The organism is Paenibacillus sp. J53TS2 (assembly GCF_018403305.1).
Lineage (GTDB): Bacteria > Bacillota > Bacilli > Paenibacillales > Paenibacillaceae > Fontibacillus > Fontibacillus rhizolycopersici.
In genome coordinates this window covers 204,226-227,449 of record NZ_BOSK01000007.1, presented here as the reverse complement: position 1 = coordinate 227,449, position 23,224 = coordinate 204,226, and the positions used below count along the sequence as shown (strand labels likewise).

Sequence of the window (23,224 nt, the reverse complement as noted above, 5' to 3'; positions counted from 1 at the left end):
TATAACTCCCTATTTGAGCGTGAATCCGGCAATTATATTCGAAATTTCATATATAATCCCAATGACCGAACGTCCTAACCTAATACCCCCAAGTTCGCGCATACTCTCGCCGACGCCCACGCTAGTCGAGGACGCGAACGAGGACGGATGGAGGGCAGCGGTACCGACCATAACTGGTTGAGCCACTGAAAAAGGACGCACGCAGGCGCATTCCCCGCGGCGTCCTTTGATCCGAGAAAAGTTACTTTACAAACTGCGATACGGCGAACACGGCCGGCGAGTTCCAATAGATCGTCACTTCATTGCCGGCATAGCTTAGCTCATGGTCGACGAAGCATTGTGCCGGAGGCAGTCCTTGCAGATGCTCCTGCATATAGTCGTCGTTCAGGTTGCGGTTCGGTCCCCCGGACACGAGGCCGGGAACGGACGCTTCCACGTCGTCCGCTACAGACGGGCGATAATGCAGATGGTTGACCGAGCGGTCGCCAAAGCCGGACACGTAGCTGAGATCCAGTACGTTGCGGCCCAGGAGATAGTGAATATGCTCGAGCGCCAGCTCCCGGTAACGTTCCTCACCGCCAAGGCGGTTGGCGATCAGGAGGAGCATCGCGTTATTCATCAGCACCATGTTGCTGCCCCAGATATAATCCTCCGGGCGCAGGGAGGTGAGATAACCGTCTTCTGCACAACGGTCGGCTAATCGTTTGGCTTCCGCGAGCAGCCCTTCCTGTAACGCGGTGCGCAATGCGGGATCTGTATCGGCACCTGCCTCCGCGCCGAACAGGTATGCGATTGTCCCATAGCCGCTCATATTGGTCCAGCCCAGCTCGTATTTGGCGAAGGGGAGGGCAGCTAGCCCGCGGAATGCTTCGTGATATTTCCCTTCGCCGGTCGTACGGAACAGTTCGGCTGCGGCCCAATACCGTTCGTCCAAGTCGCTTGCATCCCCGTATTCGCCCGTGCCGACATCGGCCGGATTCTTGAAGCCGGGACCGTCCGGATGAGGCGGCGTTTGGTCCAGCCAAGCCCAAGCGCGTTCGGCCGTTTGCAGGCAGCGCGTAGCAAAAGCTTCGTCAAACGGTCGATAGACCCGCGCTGCCATCGCCATCACGCCGGCTAGACAGGCGGTAGCGGTGGCGGAGACGGGCAGAAAGTAAAGGTCGTCCCGGTCATCTTCAGGCATGATGTCGAGCGGAGGGAATTGCTTCGTCGTCAACTTGTGAAAGGCGCCGCCCGAGCGCGGGTCCTGCATTTTAAACAACCATTCCAGCTCGTACCGGCATTCGTGCAACACATCCGGTATCCGATCATCGCTTTCCGGCAACGGAATCGGCCGTTGAAACGCCTTGGGGTTCCCCTCGTAAGCTAACAGCAAGTCGGTAACCGCTTTGGCTCCCGGGCCGGTGTATTTCCCATAATCGCCAGCATCGTGCCAACCGCCTCGGCTGTCCAGGCGGAGGGAAGGATCATCGTACACGATGCCCTCGGAAGTATGGCAAGCGTGATGCTTCCAGGGGCCGGCGATGCTCTCCTCCAGCTCCATGCCGCAACGTAAATAATAAAATGCCTTCAGCAAGCCCTGTTGCAAGTCGGCATAGGGATTGCCGGCGATCACAAACGCTGCCGAGCTTTCGCCGTTCAGGCTAACCCGGTATGTTCCCGGTGTTCTTAGTTCCCCGAAATCGCCCCGGCAGACCGTTGTCCCCGATGCTTCATCCTGCTGTGCAGGACCGGTTGCGCTCCGGTAAACCACTTCTCCTGAGACGGTATCGATCATTTCGAATTCACCGCCCGAGCCGGCGTAAACAAAGGATTTAGCGGCTTCGGCCGGGTAGCCGAGCTGATTGACAGAGATGCTTCGACGCAGTGGTACAGGGGTGTTGGATGTTTGGTTCATGCGTATCCCTCTTTTCGATCGTTAAAGTAAACGTTTTCAAAAATAGGCATTTCTTCGTTTCGCGAATTACTAACCCTACCTCTAGCTCACTCTTCTATCCTTGCATGTTCCGATTCGAATAACAAGACTCGAAATTTAATGATCGATCGTTATAATTTTATCGTTATCGGATCGTTCGGAGATCTGTCACAATAACCGGGAGATTCTGACAAACGACAGGGATCCTATCGACTCTTTTTTGGTAGTATGGTATCATGATAGTCTGATAACGTATTAGCGAACTAAAGCGTAAGACCTTCTGTCGAAGCAAACACAGGAAAGAGCACAAATGAAGCGTACACAGAGGTCAACTTCAGGGGGAGAGAGACAGATGAAAACGAACCAAAAAATGATCATGATGGGTCTTGTGATGGCTCTGGTATTGACGATGCTGGCCGGTTGTTCGGGCTCGGGAGCCGGGAAAGATGACAACAAGCTGGTGATCGGGATTGACGATAAATTCGCACCGATGGGCTTCCGCGACGAAAAGAACGAAATTGTGGGCTTCGACATTGATTATGCCAAAGCGGCAGCGGAGAAAATGGGAAAGGAGGCCACCTTCCAGCCCATCGACTGGTCGGCTAAGGAATCCGAACTGAATAGCGGTCGGATCGATTTGATCTGGAACGGATATACGATTACGGAAGAACGTCAAGGTAAGGTATTGTTCACGAAGCCTTACTTGAAAAATAGCCAGGTGGTTGTCACGCTAGCCGATTCGGAAATCGCCCAATTAAGCGATCTGGCTGGCAAAGCGGTGGGACTGCAGTCATTGTCTTCCGCGGCGGACGCGCTTAACGCGGCACCGATCAAGAGCGAGATCAAAACCATTTCCGAATTTCCAGACAACGTGCTGGCGCTCAGCGATCTCAAGACGAAGCGTCTTGACGCGGTTGTCATCGACGAGGTCGTGGCGAGATATTATATGTCCAAAGAAGAAGGGACGTTTAAGCTGCTGGACGAATCGCTGGCGCCTGAAGAATACGGCATCGGCGTGAAGAAAGGCAACGAAGAGCTGCTCAACAAGTTGCAGCAGGCGCTTGATGAACTGAACCAGGACGGTACCGCGTCCGAAATTTCGCAGAAATGGTTCGGCGAAGATAAAGTGCTGAAGTAGAAACGAACCCGCTCAAACCGGATTGCTTCGGAATCCGGTTTTTTGCTGGCTGCGGCTAGCCCGCGGGGCATCGTACAAGTATAAATCGAGGAGAACGACCATGAGTATGGAGTATTTATTGAGTATCCTGGGGCCGATGCTGGAAGGGATGGAAACCACGATTCTGCTGTTTGTGCTGGCGATTGTGACGTCGATTCCGCTGGGATTTGCCTTTACCTTTATGGTTCGCAGCCGAATCAAACCGGTCGCTTGGTTTGCCGGCGCGTACATTTATGTCATGCGCGGCACGCCGCTGTTGCTGCAAATGCTGTTCGTCTGCTTCGGGCTGCCGGTGATTCCGGTCATTGGCGAGTATCTCGTCATGGACCGATTCGCGGCCGCATGCTTGGCTTTTACGCTGAATTACGCAGCCTACTTCGCGGAGATCTTCCGCGGCGGTCTGCTGGCGATAGACAAAGGCCAATACGAGGCGGCGAAAGTGCTGGGCCTCAGCCGCTGGCAGACGACGACGCGGATCGTGCTGCCGCAAATGCTGCGAATCGCGCTGCCTGCCGTCTCCAACGAGTCGATCACGTTGGTCAAGGATACAGCGCTGCTTTATGCGGTCGCCGTACCCGAACTGCTGCATTTTGCGCAAACGGCGGTCAACCGGGATTTTACGATCATGCCGTTCGTGCTTGCGGGCGTGCTGTATCTGTTGATGACGTTGGTGCTTACCGTGCTGTTCAAGGCACTGGAGCGGAAGTTCAAATTCGAGTAGAGGGCTGGAGTTATGGATCAAGCAATCGTAGAAGTCGAGCATTTACGAAAATCGTTTGACGACCTGGAGGTGTTGAAGGACGTCACCTTTTCCGTCGCTGCTAGTGAGGTGCTGGCGGTAATCGGACCGTCCGGGTCTGGCAAAAGCACGATGCTGCGCGCATTGGCTCATCTTGAGGAAATCGACGGGGGCAGCATCCGCATCGGCGGCGAGACGCTGGCGAAGGACGGACGGTATGCCGGCAGCGCCAAGCTCAAGGGAATCACTGCCCGCATGGGCATGGTGTTCCAGCATTTCAACCTGTTTCCGCACCTTACGGTACGAGGCAACCTGGAGCTCGCTCCCAAGCTGGTCAAGGGATTGCCAGCCACGGACATCCGTGCCAATGCCTCGGAGCTGCTGGAGAAGGTGGGGCTATCGGACAAAGCCGATGTTTATCCCTCCAACCTGTCCGGCGGGCAAAAACAGCGGGTCGCCATCGCCCGGGCGTTGATGATGAGTCCGGAGATCCTGCTGTTCGACGAGCCAACCTCGGCGCTCGATCCCGAACTGACGGGCGAGGTGCTGCAGGTCATGAAGCAGCTCGCCGAAGAGCGGATGACGATGATCGTCGTCACGCATGAGATGGGCTTTGCGCGGGAGGTGGCCGACCGCGTGATGTTTATGGCGGACGGCGAGATTATCGAGTCAGGTCGTCCGGAGCAGTTGTTTGGAGCTCCGCAGCATGAGCGGACCCGGTCTTTTTTGCAGCGGGTACTGTAACGTATAAATTCAAAGCGGCGGCAGCCTCAGACTTCGTTGGTGAAGTTCTGGGACTGCCGCCGTTTTCTGCTGTTACTGATATTTATTTCACCGAGTAAACCCCTGTTTTGTAAACCAGCGTATAGAGCATGCCAGTGTCGGTTAATAAGGTCTGGTCAACGTCGTCTTTGGTTAAACGGCGTTGCTTGCCATCGGCAGCGATGTGATAGATACCGGGCTCGTAGCCGTAGGATACGTAATAGGCGCCGGACTTGTTGATTTCAAAGGTTGTTTCAGACGACGCTCCGGCCGCTAGAGAGGCCAGCTTCTTCTCCTGCCCTGCGGCCGGGTCAAACCGGTATAAATCCATCCCTTTGCCATTGGCGGTCGTATAATAGAATACGTTCCCGTACATACGGATTTGGGCAATTTTCCGGGACGACACGGCGACAGCGCTCTCTCCGCCATCCAACCCTGTATGCATCAAGCGACCCGAGCGATCATCCAGATAATAAATTCCTTCGCCGATCAGCCAGAATCGACTTACGTCCGTGGCCAGCTTGTTGTGCGTCCGGCCTGTTATGTCAATCCGGTATAAGGCGTTAGGATCCTTCGAATCGCTATCATTGAAGCCAATCGCGAAGAGCGCACCGTCCTTCAGCGGCAGCGTGGGATCGGACTTAAACCCGATTCCGCCGTTATCCTCGACGGATCGGACCACGCCATAGGCATATCCGGGCTCTCCGAGCAACGACTCCTCCCCAGTGTTTAGGTCGAGTCGGTTCAAGTTGTCCGCAAATCCGCTCATAAAACGGAAATCCGTATAATACAAAGCCCCTTGGTCACTAGCGAGGCCAACCAGGTCCTTGGCCGACAATATCTCCTGCAATGTCCCATTCTTCACCTGATATAGCGTGTCACGCCCCATCGTCAAATCCCCAACATGGAGGTTAACGAATAAATCGTTATCCAACTTACGCACATCCGTCAGCCATCCGTCCTCGGGCCGCCAGTCTCCCAGCGCGGCGATTTGCTGCGGCTGTTGTTTTCCCAGGTCATAGGCGTAAAGGTAAGCTTGATTGTTTACCGTGGACACGTAATAGAAAACATCGCCAATCCGTTTGCCCGAATGAAACACCGGCTTACCGGGAACTTGAATCCGAGTTGCCTTGTTCCCTTCCGTTTGCCGGAAAAGCTGTTCATCCAAGGAAGCGCCGTTGTTCCGGTAAACCGTTTTTAGGTAATACACATCGGTTCCGAATTGGGTCAGTGGGGTAGATACGTTCTCGTAATCGATCCGTTTGCGCCGATCAGTCAGCTGCGTTCGGATGGAATCTTTGGTCGCCAGCGTTTGCGGGTGTTTCAGGTCAAGTGCCGCATCTCCGATCAGAATCAGCCCATCCAGCCAATCGATCTGTTTGCCAAGCGCCGTTGCGGCGTCCCTTAGGGGCAGCATGACCCGGCCGCCGATCTTTTGCGGCGGAACATCGAGCTTCACCGATTTGCCGTTAATGAGCATTGTCGTGCTGTTGACCTTGAACTTTACCGTTCTCTTTAGCGGGAGGTTCTGAAGAAGCACATCGTTTGGCGTCTTCGCGTTCCAGACGACATCCCAATACCCTTGATCCGCATGAGTCGTATGCTCGGCCAGATATCCCATCAAACGAATGGGCACGAGGACACGTCCGTTTCGTTGAACGACTTCGTAATCCCCACCAACATCCGTCTTGCGGCCTTGAATGAACGCTTTTCCTTGATAATCAAAAGGAATGATCGCCAGCTCGCTGAACGCTTCCTCCAGCGATTGGCTGCCGTTTCCTACGGGGTCAGCCGCCTCCGCGGCATGAACTCCGGCTGTTCCTAGCCCAAGGCAGGCCGTCAAAAGCAGCAGGATGAATTTCTTTTTCAAATCGAAACGCTCCCTTCCATGACAAATCCCAATAAGTTCTATAGCAACTAGACGCTTCCACAGTCGCAAAAGTTTCTGTTTTCGGAGGGACTCCCCATGGTAGAATCAAAAAAGAAGTCGTTTACATCAGGCAGGATGGAGGATAAACAGATGATGAATCAGTACGCTTCTGCCACCGTCGTATCGGCGGCATGCAACTATATTATGGAGCGTCCGGACAAGTTCACGCATACTTTTCGGACCTATGTGAAGTTAAGAGAACATGGAAAGCTGGAGCTCCGATTCTGGCATAGTAACGCGATTGACTCTACCTGGGATACCGGGTCGGTTGCCCGCGGCGGAGCCCTCGGTGGACAGTGGCGGATCGAAGCCGCTTACGTTGCGGACGGAGGCACGGCGCCGGACGGTTCCGTCGAGCCTAACTCGCAGGTACGCGTCACGTTTGACGGAGGCAGCGGGGCCCGATCCGTTGCCCCCGGGGAGAAGTTCTGGAGCGATCCGGTCAAGCTGGACCTGCCAGAAGGGCATTTGCTGGCGTTTACTTGGACGATTTCTACCGATGCGGGTGGCAAAACGGTGCCGTACAATACCGAGCAGATGCTGGTCACGGCTTATGACGCGCCGGGCGTACGCGCTGATGCGTCAGATGCCGAAGGCTTTTCCCTTTCGGAAAATTTGCTGGTGATGCCTGCGTTAATCGCCAGCGCCAAACCGGTTCGGCAACGTTTGGTATTCCTAGGCGATTCGATTACGCAAGGCGTGAGAACCCGCAGGGACGGTTACGAGTATTGGGCGGCGCGGATTGCCGATGGACTGGGGAGCGATTACGCCGCGTGGAATCTGGGTTCCGGCTGGGCGAGGGCCTACGATGCCGCGGCGGAGGGCGCTTGGCTGAGCAAGGTAAAGCTCGGCCAAGTTCCGGGGACGGGTACGCAGATCGTTTTGGCGCTTGGGGTGAACGATATCGACATCGGAGCACGCACTTCCGAGCAGTTGTTAGCCGATCTGAACACCATCATCACCGTATTACGTCAAAACGACCCCTCCGCGGAAATCATCCTGTTCACCGTACCGCCCTTTAACTTCAGCGAAGAGCGGGAGCAGGTATGGCGTTACGTTAACGAACAAATCCGCTCTGCCTCGCTTCCGGGCGTAGACCGCGTGTTTGATATGGCGGCTTTGCTGTCCCAGCCCGCACCGCTCGAGCATCGCCTGCGCCGAGAGTTCATGAGCTCGGCGGACGACCCTCATCCGAATGGAGCGGCCGGCAAGGTGGTTGCCGATGCGTTCTTAGCGTGGTATTTCGGTGAACGATGAGCGGGATAACGGAGAGAATTGAACCGGTTCGTCTGAACGTGGGGATTTTCGCCCATGTCGACGCCGGAAAGACAACGACGACTGAGCATATTTTGTACGAAAGCGGACGGATTCGCATGCTGGGCAGCGTGGATGACGGCACGGCGCTTACCGATTCGCTGGAAGTGGAGCGTCAGCGCGGCATTTCTGTGCGCGCGGCCATGACGACGTTCACCTGGAAGGGCACGCAGGTCAATTTGATCGATACGCCGGGCCATGTCGATTTTCTGTCCGAAGTGGAGCGGTCGCTGCGCGTGCTGGATTGCGCGGTGCTGGTTCTCTCCGCGGTAGAAGGCGTTCAGGCGCAGACGGAAATGATTTGGAACGCGCTTAAGAAGCTGCAGATTCCCACGCTCTTGTTCATCAACAAGATGGACCGCGTTGGCGCGGATCCCGATGCGGTGCTCGCTCAGGCACGCAATTATCTGTCTCCGGACATCGTTCCTGTCCAACATCCGCTTGGGGCTTGGCAGGATTACAGCGGAGCTGTGGATTTGTGGCAGACCGATTTGGAGGAAGCCGCTGCCGAGGCAGGCGGCCTGGAAGCATACGCATCGGCCCGGAACCGTTTGATCGAGTTCTTAGCCGAGCGCGATGACGCGCTGCTCGAGTCGTACGTTAGCGGAGAGAACGTTGCGCAGGAACGTTGGGCGTGCTGTGCAGAGAAGTTGGCCCGGTCTGCCCGGATGTACCCGCTGTTGTACGGGGCGGCGGCCAAGGGAATCGGCATCGCTCCGCTGCTGGATGCGATGCTACGCTATTTCCCTACGGCTGGAGGTGATCCGGAGGCCCCGTTGTCCGGCGTCGTCTTCAAGATCGAACGCGACAAGACGATGGGACGGATGGCGTATGTACGACTTTATGAAGGCAGCCTCCACAATCGCGATGCCGTGTTGAACCACACGCAGAACCTGAGCGAGAAGGTGACGCAGATTCGTAAAATCGACGGTACCCGGTCCGAGGATATCGGCGTGCTGCGGGCGGGGGACATTGCTGCCGTCTGCGGCTTGTCCCATGTCCGCATCGGCGACGTGCTGGGGCGGCCGGAGGCGGTCCCTGCCGAAGCCAAGCTGGCGGTCCCGTTGCTTACCGTGCGGGCGCACCCAGCCAACGAGGCGGATTACCGGGCCGTGGCAGATGCCTTACAGGAGCTGTCCGACGAAGATCCGCTGCTGGACGTACAATGGCTGCAAGAGGAGAGGGAGCTGCACGTGAAGGTGATGGGCCCGATCCAGCTGGAGGTCCTAAGCAGCGTAATGGCAACGCGTTACGGACTGAAGGTGACCTTCGGCAAGCCATCGGTTATTTATAAAGAAACACCTAAGCAGGCGGGTGAGGGCTATATCGCTTACACGATGCCGAAGCCTTGCTGGGCGATCCTGAGGTTTAAGATCGAACCTGGCCCACGGGGGAGCGGTTTGATCTATGAAGTGTACGTGCGGGACGAAGATTTGCTGCCGCAATATCAGAATGAGGTCGCTCGCCGCGTTCCCGAGGCTCTGCAACAAGGGCTGTATGGCTGGGAGGTTACCGATCTGAAAGTCACGCTGACCTATGGTCAGCATCATGTTTGGCATACCCATCCCCTTGATTTTGCCGTCGCTACGCCAATGGGAATCATGGACGGACTGGCGAATGTCGGCACGATGCTGCTGGAACCGATCTTGCATGTCCGGTTAGTCGTTCCCGAAGAGAACGCCGGCCGGGTGATGAATGATCTCGTGCAGATGCGCGGTCGCTTCGAGCCGCCGCAGCTACAAGGGGAGCGCGTGTTAATCGAAGGGCATGTACCGCTCTCGACGTCGCTTCATTACCCGATTGAACTGAGCTCATATACGAAGGGACGGAGTACGTTTGCTTCCTCCTTCGCCGGCTATGAACCGTGCCCGTCGGACGTTCAGGCCGAACGGACCCGGAGGGGCGTTAATCCGCTGGACCAGGCGAAGTATATCCTCAGCGTGCGGAAAGCGCTGCAAGGCTAAGCCGACATGCCATACGCCTTAGTCGAAATAAGCTCCGAAATTTTTCATGTAGAAAGAACAATGGACGCGGACCGGCATTTGGCTGTATCGTTCACGCCAGTCGGTCCCTTTCCATTCCTCATAGCTCATTTTGTTTCGCACATATTTTCCCAGCCCCAAGCTGTCCGTGCGATTCTGCTGCAACGTCTTGATGATCCGCAGTGATTCCATGACGATGTGTTCACTAACCAGCTTTTCGACCTTGGCCCGTTCGGAAGTACTTAATTTTAGGTTACCAAGGTATTCATCCACCCCCCCTTCAACCTTCAGATAAATATACGCTTCGTATTCGCCGGACGGGCCTTTCGAGACCTTAATCCGGCGTTTGCTTCGAACGGCCCGGAAGGAGATGGCCTTAAGGGCAGGATCCTCCGACGTCAGACTGAATTCGCCTTGCGATAGATCTTGGTACAGGAGCGAAAACAAGTAAACATCCTTCCAGGGGATCTTATCGATCATTTTGTCGTCTCGGAACGTAGCGATACCGCTGATGGTGATGTCCTTCTTCTGTTCCTTGACCATGACGGCAATCGGATCCATTCCATCGTCGTAATAATCGCGGGTAAATTGATACAGGGCGGTTCGAGGCACCGATTGTTTGTTAAATTCCTTTTGCAGCAGCTTGTTGATGTAGTTGGCCGTTTTGGTATGTCGAGGATATTCTTGGCTGATGATCGCTCCTGCTTCGCCTTCGACGACGGCCATGGCGGTTCGAAGTGAAATGCTCGGATCACGGAGAAATGTATCCATATCTTTCCAAAGCCCCTGACGGGCCAAAGCTTCACCGTACATGAACGTACGGATCTGTCCGCTGACGATGATTCGGCTCGTTCGTAAGGACAACACCGATTTCGCATCCTTGGGGCTGGTGGAGATCGTTTCCAGTAATTCATCGGTCGTTTTCCCGTCTCTGGCAAATTGCGTGACCAGCGGCATGCTGATCGTGGCCTTGATCTTGTTCTGAGGGGCAGCGTCAAAAGCGGCGGTTTCAATGTAGCCGATCCGCTCCAGGATGCGCTGATCCTGATTGCAGCCAGCGAGAATAAGGCAGAGAGTCGCGGCCAGGAATAGGCGTCTATGCATGTTTCTTGAACCTCCTTTGCAGCAAGAGCAGTAGGATCAGCAGCAAGGGGAATCCGAAGGAGAAGCTCAGCTGTGCCATCGTTAAATAACGGAACCAGGACTCTACCTTGATTAAGGAATTAGGAATCATCCCCACGGAGATCGTCGCAACCATAGACAAAAACACGATCACTCTCCAGGGGATTCGGTGAAAGATCTGGGACATCACCGTTTGGCTTGACCAATAGTACATGCCTGCCGTATGCACGATCGAGAACATGAACAGGCTGAACAGGAAATTCTGGATGCGTTCGACAAATGGAAACCGTAAATAGGCATACATGTCGAGGATCGGAAAAGAGGAATGGATTAGCGCTTTATGGCTAAAGAAGCCGTAAGCCAACAACGTGACCAACAAGTAAACGAACAGGGTGATTCCGTTTCCGAGATGAACGTATTTTAGCCATCTTTTGTTGTTTTCCGCATAGGGAAACAGAAACAGGCTTAACTCGTACCCCAAATACGCGCCATATATCCGGATCAAGCCTTCTTTCATATCCGCTCCCTCCCGAAACAGAAAGGAAGTCAACAGTGATAGATCGAAGTCCTTGACGAAGAAAAAGGCGAGCGGAACTTGCAGCAGCAACAGTAACGAGAAGATGACATTCGCCTTAGACATGGTGTAGATCCCCTTGGTGACATAGAGGAACAGAAGCACATCCACGTAGATTTTGAGAACCATGTCCGAGGTCGACGGAAAAATGAGCATTTGATAGATCAATGCATATTGTTTGACGACCAGGCAGCCGATCATGCTGAATAATCCCCATAGCAGCAAATACAGCGGAACCAGAATGAACCGCGGCAGCGAGGCGCTAAGAATCTCAAAGACGGATTTCCCCCCGCCCATTCGGTATACTGCCGAAATCAGCATAATGTTTAGCGACACGAGCACAAACATCGGGACGAGTATCAGCCAACCGTTGGTCCCAAAGTAATGTGCCGTAATCCGCGGCAAAGTGAACAGGATAATCCCGCTTTGGGTGTTGAACACCATAAGAGCGATGTGGAAGCGATTCAGTTTTTCCCGATCCATGGGGTCACCTATTTCTTCATTTTGTTGGTGGTTTCGTTAGGGCTGCGGGATTGCTTTGGTCGCTTGGAGAACATCCAGAAAGGCCCCCGGATAAAAGTATCCTTCCAGTCGCTTGGTTTGATCGGTGCCAGCGGGAGGGTGTACGGCGCTCCGAGGCTGGTCAGTTTGGACAGATGGATGATCACCAGGCCTAACCCGAAGATGAAGCCAAAGTTTCCGAGCATCCCCGACAAGATGATGAGAGCAAACCGAATGAGCCGAATCGAACCGCTCATCGTATAGCTGGGAATGACAAAGGAAGCGATGGCGGACATCGCTACTGCGATAATCAGGATGTTACTGGTAAACCCGGCATCCACCGCAGCGGTGCCGATGACAATCCCGCCAACGATCCCGATGGTTTGCCCGATTTTGGACGGCAGGCGAGCGCCGGCTTCTCGCAGCAATTCCAGCGTAGTTTCCATTAACAAGGCTTCCAGAACCGGAGGGAAAGGCACGCGGCTGCGCGATTCAGACATCGAAGCCAGCAAATTTATCGGGATCATCTCGTAATGGTACGTTGTGATGGACACGTACATCGAAGTCAACGTCAACGTAAGCACAAAGGCAATATACCGGAGGAGCCGAAGAGATGTGCCAACCGCCCAGCGGCTGTAATAATCGTCGGGCGAGGAGAAGAACTCGAATACCGTCGTGGGTCCCACGATCACCGACGGGCTTTGGTCCATAATGACGACCACCCGGCCTTCGTTCAGCTTGGAAACGGCGACGTCGGGACGCTCCGAAGTCAGGAACAGCGGGAAGATCGTGGATGGGAAATCCTCAATCAATTGCAACAACATGCTACCGTCGAAAACCCCACTGTATTCGATGCTTTGAATCCGTTCTGACATCCGGTTGACGAAGTCCATATTGGCGATTTCATCGAGGTACAGCAAAGACACCTTGGTCTTGAAAATTTCTCCTACCTCGAATTGTTTGGCTTTTAACCGACTGCTCTTCACCCTCCGGCGGATGATAGACAGGTTGGTATCGAGTGATTCGTTAAAGGAGTCATGCGGGCCGACAATCGTGGATTCCGTCTGCGAAGATTCAATGGCCCGCTTTTCGGGACCGTAAACGGAAATCAAGTAAACCCCTTGCGGCACGAACAAGGCGGCATCCCCATCCAAAATGCCGCGCACGACCTTCGTAGTTTCGTCCTCAAGCTTGAATTGGGATTGATGCAGAAGCCCGCCCAGTTCTTCCCGGCGAATGTTTTCCAACGGAATGATCACATTGTTGATGAACTTCTGTTTGTCGACCAGGTGATCGAAGAAAAGGATATCGGCTTGGATCACCGGATAAGTTCGATGCGAAAGATCGGAGCACCCTTGGAACTCATCCAGCACGCGATTTAGCGATAACGGGCCGGGAGCCTGGGGTTCGGAGACATGGGACGTTTGCTGCTGTGGTTTTTGTCTGGCCATCGTCAGGATGGATTTCATCAATCGGGAGAACAAGGTTTATTTCCTCCAGCTGAGGTATTTTCTTCTATTGTGTGTAGCATTGGAAGAACTATGCAGGAAGGGGAGAGTCAGGAATCGGATTTGAAAAAAATGAATGCTGCAAGAAAGGCAGTATTCATTGAATTCATTTTATTTGGATTCGTTCAGCAGCAACTGGGCAAGCTCGACATAGTTCGTGACCGGGGTATGAGGGAGGTGCGGGTCCGCCTCCGGCCGGACGCCGCGATGGTTAAACCATATCGCGCGCCAGCCGGCACCGGCGGCTCCAACGACGTCGTTGCGCCAGGAATCTCCGATGTAACAACACTGTTCCGCGGTCTTGCCCAGCTTCCCGGCGATTAGTTCAAACAGTCGTACGTCCGGTTTGGTCAAGCCTACCGCACCCGAAATGAACACCAGCTCGGCGGGGATCAGCCGATCTACTCCCAGCGCTCGGATTTTTCGCCATTGGTGGTCCGGCGGCCCGTTTGTAATCACCCCGACGACGACACCTAACTCCTGTAGCTTGCCGATCAGTTCGAACACGCCGGGGAACGGGCGAATATCAAATTGACGATTCAGGTAAGCGGACTGGACCGCTTCGGCCTGCTCGGCTGTGAGCGTGAGGTCGAACTCCCCCAGCGAACGCATGAAGCGCTCGGTCCGCATCGATGCGAGCACCTGACCGTGCGTTGGCGTGCCGCCGGCCTCGGCAGAAAGATAGTCGCTGTAGTAGCGCATCCGGTGATAGGCAGGTTCATACGGGAAGTCCGGCCCAGTGTCTAATGTCTCTTCCAGCGCTTCGCGAAAAGGCTGCAGATGGTCGTATAGCGTATCGTCGACGTCGAAAAAAACCGCGTGGTTTGCTGTAATTGGCCTCATTGTATTGATCTTCTTCTCCCTCTAGGCACCGAAGTAGAAAACCTCGGTCTTTTCCTTTAAAATGCTTATGTATTGTTACTTGCTGCGGGTACCGCTGCCTTCTCATTATACGTGACAGGTTCGAAAAATACATAGTTTCATCCGGCCGATTCGTTATATGATGGGATAAGGTTGTACACTTTGGACGGAAAGGTTAGGACCGGACGTGAAAAAACCGAAGCGATGGTTTACTTTAAGAAATCAAATTTTCATCAGTTTTATGCTGCTGATGATTTTTGTTCTGGGGATCGCCAGCGTATTGACGTATTCTCGGGTGTCCGCGCTGCTGGAGACCAATGCCGAGAAGCATATCAGCCAAACCGCCCTGCAGGCCAACGGGCGCCTGGATGCGCTGATCGCCCAAATCAACACGCTGACGACTCAGGTCGCCACCGATGAATACGTACAGCAGCTGTTGCTGGCCGAAGTGCAAGGACAGGAGACGCCGTTCAGTTCGCGTCAATCGCTGTTGCCTTTGTTTAGTGATTATCAAGCCTATGTAACCGGTATTAAATCCCTGGAGTTATACACGAATGATTACCGCCGTTTGTTTCCGCTGAATGAAACCCAATTGATCGACACGATTGACTCGCAATGGATTAATGCGGCGAATTGGGGGAAGGGGGCGCTCGTATGGATCGGCGTTGATCCGCGCGACCCCTCTACCGTACTGGCGTTGCGACGGGTCAGTTTGCTTGACCGTTGGTTTTCGTCCGGGGGATATTTAATGGTGCGGATCGATCGAACTTATTTTCAAATTCATGAACAGATCGGCGGGGATGGCGGGGAATACATTCTGCTGGTCGATGGAAATCAACGGCCGGTCGCGACGAATTTCAGCTTTCCCGCAGAGGATTTAAACCTGAAGGAACTGCTCGGCAACGTGGGGAAAAATATCACGATCGGCGGTCAAGATTTTATTGAGGTCAAGCAAGCCTCCAAGGCAACCGGCTGGACGCTGGTCTTCTTCACGCCGATCAACTATGTGACTAGCGGGATTTCTGCGCTGCGAACGGCGGTTGTAGCCTCGGGAGCGATTGGGATCCTCTTATTCCTGATTATGTCGCTGTCGCTGTCCACGATGATCACCCGGCCGATCTTCCGGCTGATCAAAGCGATGCGCGGGGCAAGATTCGGGGTGCTGCAGCGCAATCCGATGTTCTCGAAGACCTTGGAAATCAACGAGTTGAACAATTCGTACAACCAAATGGTCGACAATATGAACGAATTGATCCGCGTCGTTTACGAGAAAGAGCTCCTGCAAAGCCGAACCGAGCTAAAGGCGCTTCAAGCGCAAATCAACCCGCATTTCCTGTTTAATACGCTGGAGGCCTTCTATTGGTCGCTGGAGGAGAAAGGCGAAGAAGAGTTAGCGAATCTGGTCGTAGGTATGTCCAGCTTGTTCCGGTACATCATCAGCAGCCCGAACCAGGACGAATGGGTGACGATGGAGGACGAGCTTGAGCATGTGGAGCGTTATCTGCAACTGATGGATATCCGCCTTGCGGAACGGTTAACCTGGTCTATCGACGCCGGTGAATTCCGTCATGTCAAAATTCCGAAGTTGCTGATTCAGCCGTTGGTGGAAAATGCGATTTTGCACGGGGTTGAAAAGCAAATGGGTCAGGGCAAAGTCAGCGTAAGCGTCGAGCCGTCGGAGCGGGAGGGGTATGTGAAAATTACCGTGCGCGATAACGGTCCCGGGATGGACGAGGAGACGCTGCTCGGCTTGTTGCGGGCAATGGAAGGAGGGCCCTCCATTTCCTCCAAAGGTATGGGGGTCGGGATCGTCAATGTGCAGCGACGGCTGAGATTATATTTTGACGGAGAACATGGAGATAAACACGGGCTTCAAGTGACGAGCCATCCGGGTGAAGGAACGTCCGTAAGCTTTGATATACCTAGTGAATACGGGGGAACGGTATGAAGCAGACAAAAACGATTCTTGTGGTTGAGGATGAACCAAGAACGAGACAAGGTTTTACGAAAACGCTGGAAGCCTGGTCTGCCGGACGATACAAAATCGAATGGGCGGATAGCGGGCAAGCTGCGCTGGCATGGCTCGAGGATCATGTCGCACATCTGCTGATTACGGATATCCGCATGCCCGGCATTAGCGGTCTGGAACTGATTGAAATGCAGCAGCGCCACAAACAATTCAAGCCGGTCGCCATCATCATATCGGGATACGCGGAGTTCGAATATGCGCAAAAGGCGATGCAACTGGGAGTCGTCAATTATTTGCTGAAGCCGGTGGACAAGCATAAGCTGGTCCAAGCCGTGGAGCAGGCGCTTCTAGTGGAGGACGACCGACACCGGATCGAAACGATGGAGAAGCTGGTCGATCCTCGGCTGTTGGAGACGAAAGAGACGGATACCCAGTACACACCGCAGGTGCGCGAGGCGCTTAGCTTCCTGGACGAACATTTGCATGAGCCCATCACGATGCGGCAAGTTGCCGATCGGCTGCATTTGAATCCCAGCTACTTCAGCGTGTTGTTCAAAGAGCAGACGGAACTGACCTTCAGCGAATATATCAGCCGACTGCGGGTGCTCCGCGCCAAAGAACTGCTGCTGCGGACCACGCTGTCCGTTGGGGAGATCGCGGAACGCGTGGGCTATCAGAGCGATAAATACTTCATCAAGGTATTCAAAGGCTACGAAGGGATGAGTCCCAGTAAATACCGCAGCCAGACGAAAGAGACGGAGGAGAACGCGTAGGGCGGTTTCGACCAGGTCTGCCGTGAACGGGTTCCCGCCATCCACGGGAGATGGAAGCGGAATCATCAACGTGATAAACTTAGGATGAAACGGTTACAAGAAGAACCGTGATATCTAGGGGGATAAAGGCATGTCCAATCATAAAACTACGTCCATTGTGTTGATTTCGCTGCTCCTGCTGTTAGGACTCGCAGGCTGCACAGGGGATAAGACAGCGGGCGGCGGCACGACGGAAGGCCAAGCGGCATCGGCAGCGGGCGAGCAGGTGACGATTCAATTTATGCATCTGTGGCCAGTGGGCGCTTCTCCGCAGCAAAATAAGCTGGTGAATGAAATCATCGACCAGTATCATTCCGAACATCCGAATGTAACGATTCAACAGGAAGTGATGGAGAACGAGCAATATAAGAATAAATTGAAAATTTTGTCCGCCGCGAACGAGCTTCCCGACGTAGGTGTCACTTGGGCTGCCGGCTTCATGGATCCTTACGTGAAAGGCGACCTGTTCGCTCCGCTGGACGATTTGCTGGACCGTGGTTTAAAGGATCAATTCGTTCCGGGCGCAACCGACGCTTACGCTGTACAAGGGAGAACCTACGGCTTGCCGATCGAGCTGAACATTTCGCCGATATATTATAATAAAGCCATTTTTAAAGAATACCATTTGGAAGTGCCGCAAACCTACGATCAATTTTTGAACGTGGTCCGTACGCTGAACAGCAAAGGAGTAACCCCCGTCGCACTGGGGAACAGAGACCGCTGGACGGGATCGATTTGGTATATGTACCTGGCTGACCGCCTCGGCGGACCGGAAACGTTGAAGAAGGCGATCGACCGTTCCGGCACATTCGAGGATCCGGCGTTAATTCAAGCGGCTGCCGAAATTCAAAGGCTGGTGGATATGAACGCGTTTAACAAAGGTTTTAACGGTTTGTCCAATGAAGAAGGCAAATCCGTGTTTATGCGTGAACAAGCGGCCATGTTCCTGGCGGGCACTTGGGAGGTTCCTAACTTCACGAGCAACCCGGACGTGCCCCAGGAGTTCAAAGACAAAGTCGGCTTCTTTAAATTCCCGACCTTCGCTGGCGGCAAAGGCGACATTAATAGTTGGGTGGGCGGGCCTGGCGTTGGCCTATTCGTCGCAGAAAACTCTAAAGTCAAAGACGAAGCGAAGCAATTCGTGGAGTATTTCATCAGCAAGTGGGGTGCCGAGTCGGTTAGCACGGCAGGGGTTATTCCGGCGACAAAGGTGGACACGTCGTCCTCGGACTTGCCGCAGCTCTACATCGATTTACTGGATGAGTTGAACCACGCCAGCAACCTGACGCTGTTTGCCGACGTGCAAATGAAATGGAACGCGGCGCAAACACACCTGAACATGATTCAGGCCCTGTTCGGCAAAGCGGTGACACCGGAACAATTCGTGAAAGAGCACGAAGCCGCGCTGCAGCAAGGCGATTAATCGCGTCGCAAAACAAGAACCTTCCGCTTCATTTCGCGGAAGGTTCTTTGGTGTTATCCAACGTATTGGGATATGGAGATCAGGGCTGTCATCGTGATAATGTTTAGCAGCGTGGAGATCAGTACGGTTTGCGAAGCGAAATCCGGTTCATTGTCGTATTCTTCAGCAAGAATCGTGCTGTTCACGCCGGTAGGCATGCCGGATGCGATCAGCAGGGCTTGAGCTGGGATTCCCTTAAGGCCAAGCGCCCAGACCAACGCGAACCCGATGGCCGGTCCGATCAGCAGGCGCAGGGCTACGCTGACGTAAACATCGATTCGGTCGAGACGCAGTGGATATTTGATGATTTGAGCGCCTAGCGTCAGCAAAGCGATGGCGACCATCGAGTCGGCGATATAACCTAGCGGTTTTGCTACGAAATAAGGAAGCGGCCACTTGAGCATGTGCAGCGCCATCCCTAACACCAAGGCGTAAGGCACGGGCATCTTCAGAAATCCGATCAGGGCAGCTTTCAGCGTGCCGCCGGATTTAGCCCGCGAAACGGACATCACTCCGTAAGTGAACGTGACTAAGCTCTGAAAGGTCATGACCAGCGCTTGAACCGAGGCGGCCAACGGATCTCCCTTAAAGGCTAATTGATTGATCGGTAGTCCATAATTGCCGGAGTTGTCGAGGATCAGACTGTTGGTGAAGGCGGCCCGCATGCCCGGTCCAAACTTCAGGCGCCGGCTGACGAACAAGCTGACCCCATAGAGCAGCAGGACGTACAAAACGTAAAATCCCGTAACGCTGCCCAGCAGTTCCGCCGACATTTCCGATTCGTACATGCTGACGAATACGACCGCGGGCGTCACGAAGTAGAAATTGATCTTGGCCAGTGTGTACAAATCAAGCTTAAAGGCGCGCTGCATGAGTGCGCCTAGTCCAATCAAAACAAAAATGGGCAAAACGACGTCCAAAATAATATCGCCGATCATCTCTTGTTGTTCACTTCTTTCTCATTCGCATATATGGATACCCGCAGGCAGGCAGTCGCTTGTTATTATATCACGTCCGCCGAAGCATTGAAGACGCAAAATGCCGAAGCAACCAGGTGTGTTACAATGCATAACAGGATGAAGCGAGACTCGTGAAGATACAATCATTGAATGAAGTACAGAAAAGGAGCGAAAGCCATGAAAAAAACCTCAAAGCAAGATCATCTCGTCCTTGGCGATGTGGAGCGGATGATTAACCTGGAGAGGGAACTGACTCAATTCAATCATGAGCGTTCCTTGTATTTGGCGGAATCCCGCCTGACGGTAACACAAACCGGTGAGACGACGCTGCTGACGGACGAGCTGTCCCCGCAGTCGAGCTATTATAATCGGGTGATCGGCTTTGGACCGTCGGATTTGGAGCGGCTATCCGCAATCCTCGAACATTATGCGGCAGCAGGCATCGACCCATGCTTTGATATGAGCCCGGACCGGCAAACCAGCGAGGTGGCGGAGGCTTTGGCAATGCAGGGGTTCATACCGAGGCTGCAGCTCGCTTTTCTCAAGCATGAACGCTTTGGGGAAGACTTGGAGGTAGGTCAAACGGGAAGGCCGCCCTCCCGCGCAGAAATCGAGATCTCCCGCGTCTCTGACGAGCACGAGGCTGTTTCTTTTATCCGATTGATTGAGCTGTCGCGTGGCGGTGATGGTACCGAGCTGGATGAGGTAAGGGTACAGTCGAAAAGTCGCTATTTTTACCGGGACGATTTTCACAATTTCGTCGCCTACGTCGGCGGAGAGCCTGCAGGGATGGGATCTTTATTTATTCGCGGCGATACCGGGTATTTAGCCAACGACTTTACCTTCCCGGATCATCGGAGCAGAGGCGTGCAAACGGCATTGATCTATCACCGGCTGCGAATGGCGTCGGAACGAGGACTGAATCGGGTTTATACCGATGTCGAGTTTGCTACGGCCAGCCATGGGAACATGTTGAAATGCGGATTTGAGCTTGTATATATGAACTCGTTCTGGATGAAATCGGCGCTGCCGCATTAAGCGGTCGGCGCCGATTTCTTATTTGTCCGCCCGCCTGCGCAGACGCCGCCGCGGAACACGACGAATCAGGAGCTGGCCCAGCACTTCGGACAAAACGAGACCGATTGCGATCGAACCGGATAGAAGAAAAGCTTTGGCGGCGAGCTCGACAGCCAAGTCGTATTGGTTCTCCACGAATCGACGCATGGCGTCATACGCCAGACCGCCGGGGACCAATGGAATGATGCCGGCCACACTAAAGATAATGACGGGTTTCTTGTAGATCCGGGCAAACAGCTGGCTTAGGGCACCAACCAGAAAAGTCGCAGCAACGGTCGCAAATACGCCTCCCATCTGCGACTCCAGCAGGATGTAGACCATCCAGCCGACCATACCGGACAGGCCGCATTGAAGCAACGTACGTTTCGGGGCATTAAAGAGGATGCCAAAGGCTCCTGAAGCAATGAAGCTGGCAAGCAGATGAACGAATAGATACATGGGATCGCTTCGTCTCCTTCTGGCTCTAGTTATATCACGGTAAATACGACGGCGATCCCGGCTCCGATGGCAAAGGCGGTGAGAAAGGCTTCCGCCCCGCGCGACAACCCGGATACGAGATGACCTGCCATCAAGTCCCTGACCGCATTCGTAATCAGAAGACCCGGCACCAGGGGCATCACGGAACCGATAATGATCTTATCCAGCTCCCGGCCCAAGCTGATTTGCACGAAACCTAAAGCGAGCAGCCCGATCAGCAGCGCCGCAGTAAATTCAGCGAAGAATTTCACCTTCACCAGCCGGTGGAAAAGCAAGTATGCGGCAAACCCCAAGCCGCCGCACATCAAGCCGGGCAAAAAATCGGTTAATGACCCGCGGAACATCAGCGTGAAGCAGCCGCTCGACAAGGCTGCAGCCGCGATTTGCAGCGGCATCGGATAAGCGTGCTTTACCGTCTCGATCCCGAGCAGCAAGGCATACGCCTCGGCGGCCGTCAAATTTCCGCTGCCCAGCTTCCGGGAAATATCGTTCACCGCGGATACCTTCTGCAGATCGGTTGTCCGCTCCACGATACGGATCAACTTGGCTGATTCCGCGTCGCCCGATTGAAAGACGATCCCCGTCGGCGTCACATAACTATGCGAGCCGGAGAGCCCCAGCGCATCGGCCATTCGGGTCATCGTATCTTCCACACGGTACGTTTCCGCACCGCTTTGCAGCATGATTTTTCCCGCCAATAGGCATACCCGTACAGGCTCCTCTCCTTGGAACGCAGCCGCGCTGTCCATCACCGTCACCCTTTCATGAATCTGACGCCATTATATCACGTTGGGAGGGCAGAGAAATCGATTCGACAGGACGTTCGACATAACATGTCACAATATGTCGAATATAATCGAAAATTAGCAAAAATATCTTATTTTTGCCCTTCTATTATGTTATGCTAGCACTACTTACCATTGCACCATACATCAGAGAGGGACATTCGATGCTGCAAAGCTTATTCAACAATTTTACGCTGCTAACGACGGTGATCTTTTTTGGATATATGATCAAGAACAAAATGCCCGACCGCCTGGAGACGGCGCTGTGTACCCGAATTCTTCTTGGCATCTCGCTGGGATTGCTGGGCGTGGTGCTGATGTATTACAACTTCCCTATCTCCGGGCATGCCGTGGCCGATTTCAGACAACTGCCAATCTTGATTTCTGTCTACATGGGAGGGGGGATTTCGGGCGTCATCACCACCTTATTTATCGCGATCTACCGTTTGCTGTTCCTGTATGGTTTCGGGATGCATTCCGTGATTGCCGCGATCAATGCGCCCGTGACGTTTCTGATCGGACTCATGTTCCTGCGCGGGCGGAAAACGACGATGGAGCGCCTGATCCTCACTTTAGCTCTAAGCGCTTCGAGTACCGTGATCCTAATTTCGATTCTAAGCAATGGACTTCCATTCAAGGCGATTGGGCTCTATTTTCCTCTGTTCATACTTGCTGGGATGTTTACGTTTTCCATGCTTCGTTATTTGCGCAATAAGGACGATTCCATACGCATGATGAGGGAAGCGGCGAACCGCGACTTTTTGACGAGCCTATACAATTCCCGAGCGTTCGAAGTAAAAATGGAGCATAAGATCGCCGCCGCCCAGCGCGACAAAATTCCGTTCACTCTGCTCTTCGTCGACATCGACCATTTCAAGCAGGTTAACGATAGGTACGGCCACCTGGCAGGTGACGCGGTCCTGCTGCAGATCGCCGATGTCATGAGGGAAACGTTCCGGCCAGGCGATCACATTGCTCGTAAGGGCGGAGAGGAGTTCGTGATCCTGGTCGATCGTTGCGATGCCGAACAGATCAAGATGATTGCCGAGCGCTTGCGCAGTAACGTGGAGAACCACGTTTTCCTTCTACCGGATGGAGGCGAGCTTAGGCTGACCATTTCGGCGGGGAGTGCGACGTACCCCAACGAACATGAGGAGGAGCTGATCGTCAAGGCGGATCAGGCGCTCTATCAAGCGAAGGAAGCGGGCCGAAACCGAGTGTATCGTGCCGCGGACCTGTTTTATGAAGAGACGATTCAAAAAAGCATCTACCGTTTTCCGTGAGGGTAAACATTATTG

The 23,224-nt window shown here is 53.9% G+C and carries 19 protein-coding genes; 10 read left to right on the top strand and 9 right to left on the bottom strand.

All coding sequences use genetic code 11. The features are described from left to right. Positions 1 to 241 precede the first annotated feature (241 nt). On the bottom strand, positions 242 to 1,897 hold the full coding sequence (locus KJS42_RS16705) for a glycoside hydrolase family 9 protein (protein ID WP_193415594.1): 1,656 nt from the start codon (positions 1,895 to 1,897) through the stop codon (positions 242 to 244). A gap of 370 nt (positions 1,898 to 2,267) precedes the next feature. On the opposite strand from KJS42_RS16705, the gene KJS42_RS16700 reads away from it, so the two are divergent. From KJS42_RS16700 to KJS42_RS16690, 3 genes are all read left to right on the top strand, one after another. Then, positions 2,268 to 3,053: an amino acid ABC transporter substrate-binding protein gene (locus KJS42_RS16700; RefSeq protein ID WP_193415593.1), complete on the top strand. Its 786-nt coding sequence runs from the start codon at positions 2,268 to 2,270 to the stop codon at positions 3,051 to 3,053. Positions 3,054 to 3,153: 100 nt separating this feature from the next. Beyond that, positions 3,154 to 3,813: an amino acid ABC transporter permease gene (locus KJS42_RS16695; RefSeq protein WP_155606385.1), complete on the top strand. Its 660-nt coding sequence runs from the start codon at positions 3,154 to 3,156 to the stop codon at positions 3,811 to 3,813. Between the two features lie 12 nt (positions 3,814 to 3,825). Then, positions 3,826 to 4,575: an amino acid ABC transporter ATP-binding protein gene (locus KJS42_RS16690; RefSeq protein ID WP_280516411.1), complete on the top strand. Its 750-nt coding sequence runs from the start codon at positions 3,826 to 3,828 to the stop codon at positions 4,573 to 4,575. A gap of 82 nt (positions 4,576 to 4,657) precedes the next feature. Here the strand turns inward: KJS42_RS16690 and KJS42_RS16685 are convergent, their stop codons facing one another. Further along, the gene (locus tag KJS42_RS16685; protein ID WP_213623510.1) at positions 4,658 to 6,463 is read right to left on the bottom strand and encodes a DUF5050 domain-containing protein; all 1,806 of its coding nucleotides are present in this window, start codon (positions 6,461 to 6,463) and stop codon (positions 4,658 to 4,660) included. A gap of 96 nt (positions 6,464 to 6,559) precedes the next feature. On the opposite strand from KJS42_RS16685, the gene KJS42_RS16680 reads away from it, so the two are divergent. After that, the gene (locus KJS42_RS16680) at positions 6,560 to 7,780 is read left to right on the top strand and encodes an SGNH/GDSL hydrolase family protein (RefSeq protein ID WP_244868525.1); all 1,221 of its coding nucleotides are present in this window, start codon (positions 6,560 to 6,562) and stop codon (positions 7,778 to 7,780) included. Beyond that, the gene (locus KJS42_RS16675; protein ID WP_213623509.1) at positions 7,777 to 9,801 is read left to right on the top strand and encodes a GTP-binding protein; all 2,025 of its coding nucleotides are present in this window, start codon (positions 7,777 to 7,779) and stop codon (positions 9,799 to 9,801) included. Before KJS42_RS16680 ends, KJS42_RS16675 begins: the two co-directional genes overlap by 4 nt. Before the next feature lie 18 nt (positions 9,802 to 9,819). On the opposite strand, the gene KJS42_RS16670 is transcribed toward KJS42_RS16675, so the two are convergent. The 4 genes from KJS42_RS16670 to KJS42_RS16655 all read right to left on the bottom strand — a co-directional run bounded on the left by KJS42_RS16670 (position 9,820) and on the right by KJS42_RS16655 (position 14,367). Then, the gene (locus KJS42_RS16670) at positions 9,820 to 10,923 is read right to left on the bottom strand and encodes a Ger(x)C family spore germination protein (RefSeq protein WP_213623508.1); all 1,104 of its coding nucleotides are present in this window, start codon (positions 10,921 to 10,923) and stop codon (positions 9,820 to 9,822) included. Further along, a complete protein-coding gene (locus KJS42_RS16665) occupies positions 10,916 to 11,998 on the bottom strand; it encodes a GerAB/ArcD/ProY family transporter (RefSeq protein WP_213623507.1) in 1,083 nt (360 codons plus the stop codon). The genes KJS42_RS16670 and KJS42_RS16665 overlap by 8 nt, the downstream gene beginning before the upstream one ends. A gap of 8 nt (positions 11,999 to 12,006) precedes the next feature. Next, positions 12,007 to 13,500, bottom strand: a complete 1,494-nt coding sequence (locus KJS42_RS16660; RefSeq protein WP_244868524.1) for a spore germination protein — start codon at positions 13,498 to 13,500, stop codon at positions 12,007 to 12,009. Positions 13,501 to 13,635: 135 nt separating this feature from the next. Beyond that, a complete protein-coding gene (locus KJS42_RS16655; protein ID WP_213623506.1) occupies positions 13,636 to 14,367 on the bottom strand; it encodes an HAD family hydrolase in 732 nt (243 codons plus the stop codon). A 205-nt stretch (positions 14,368 to 14,572) separates the two neighbouring features. Between KJS42_RS16655 and KJS42_RS16650 the strand changes: the two genes are divergently transcribed. The 3 genes from KJS42_RS16650 to KJS42_RS16640 all read left to right on the top strand — a co-directional run bounded on the left by KJS42_RS16650 (position 14,573) and on the right by KJS42_RS16640 (position 18,589). Next, positions 14,573 to 16,333, top strand: a complete 1,761-nt coding sequence (locus KJS42_RS16650) for a sensor histidine kinase (RefSeq protein ID WP_244868523.1) — start codon at positions 14,573 to 14,575, stop codon at positions 16,331 to 16,333. Next, positions 16,330 to 17,127: a response regulator transcription factor gene (locus tag KJS42_RS16645; RefSeq protein ID WP_155606393.1), complete on the top strand. Its 798-nt coding sequence runs from the start codon at positions 16,330 to 16,332 to the stop codon at positions 17,125 to 17,127. Before KJS42_RS16650 ends, KJS42_RS16645 begins: the two co-directional genes overlap by 4 nt. A 130-nt stretch (positions 17,128 to 17,257) precedes the next feature. Next, positions 17,258 to 18,589: an extracellular solute-binding protein gene (locus KJS42_RS16640; protein ID WP_155606394.1), complete on the top strand. Its 1,332-nt coding sequence runs from the start codon at positions 17,258 to 17,260 to the stop codon at positions 18,587 to 18,589. 53 nt (positions 18,590 to 18,642) lie between these two features. Here the strand turns inward: KJS42_RS16640 and KJS42_RS16635 are convergent, their stop codons facing one another. Continuing rightward, positions 18,643 to 19,566 carry an AEC family transporter gene (locus tag KJS42_RS16635; RefSeq protein ID WP_155606395.1) on the bottom strand — a complete coding sequence of 308 codons (924 nt, stop codon included), beginning with the start codon at positions 19,564 to 19,566 and terminating at the stop codon, positions 18,643 to 18,645. A 198-nt stretch (positions 19,567 to 19,764) separates the two neighbouring features. Here KJS42_RS16635 and KJS42_RS16630 point away from each other — a divergent pair, with 198 nt between their 5' ends. Then, on the top strand, positions 19,765 to 20,625 hold the full coding sequence (locus KJS42_RS16630; protein ID WP_213623505.1) for a GNAT family N-acetyltransferase: 861 nt from the start codon (positions 19,765 to 19,767) through the stop codon (positions 20,623 to 20,625). 18 nt (positions 20,626 to 20,643) lie between these two features. Here KJS42_RS16630 and KJS42_RS16625 read toward each other — a convergent pair whose 3' ends face one another. Both KJS42_RS16625 and KJS42_RS16620 read right to left on the bottom strand, forming a co-directional pair. Next, positions 20,644 to 21,147, bottom strand: a complete 504-nt coding sequence (locus tag KJS42_RS16625; RefSeq protein WP_244868530.1) for a threonine/serine exporter family protein — start codon at positions 21,145 to 21,147, stop codon at positions 20,644 to 20,646. Beyond that, positions 21,132 to 21,890, bottom strand: a complete 759-nt coding sequence (locus KJS42_RS16620) for a threonine/serine exporter family protein (RefSeq protein WP_213623504.1) — start codon at positions 21,888 to 21,890, stop codon at positions 21,132 to 21,134. The genes KJS42_RS16625 and KJS42_RS16620 overlap by 16 nt, the downstream gene beginning before the upstream one ends. Positions 21,891 to 22,090: 200 nt before the next feature. Between KJS42_RS16620 and KJS42_RS16615 the strand changes: the two genes are divergently transcribed. Next, entirely contained in the window at positions 22,091 to 23,209 is a 1,119-nt protein-coding gene (locus tag KJS42_RS16615; RefSeq protein WP_213623503.1) for a GGDEF domain-containing protein, read from the top strand. Positions 23,210 to 23,224 lie beyond the last annotated feature (15 nt).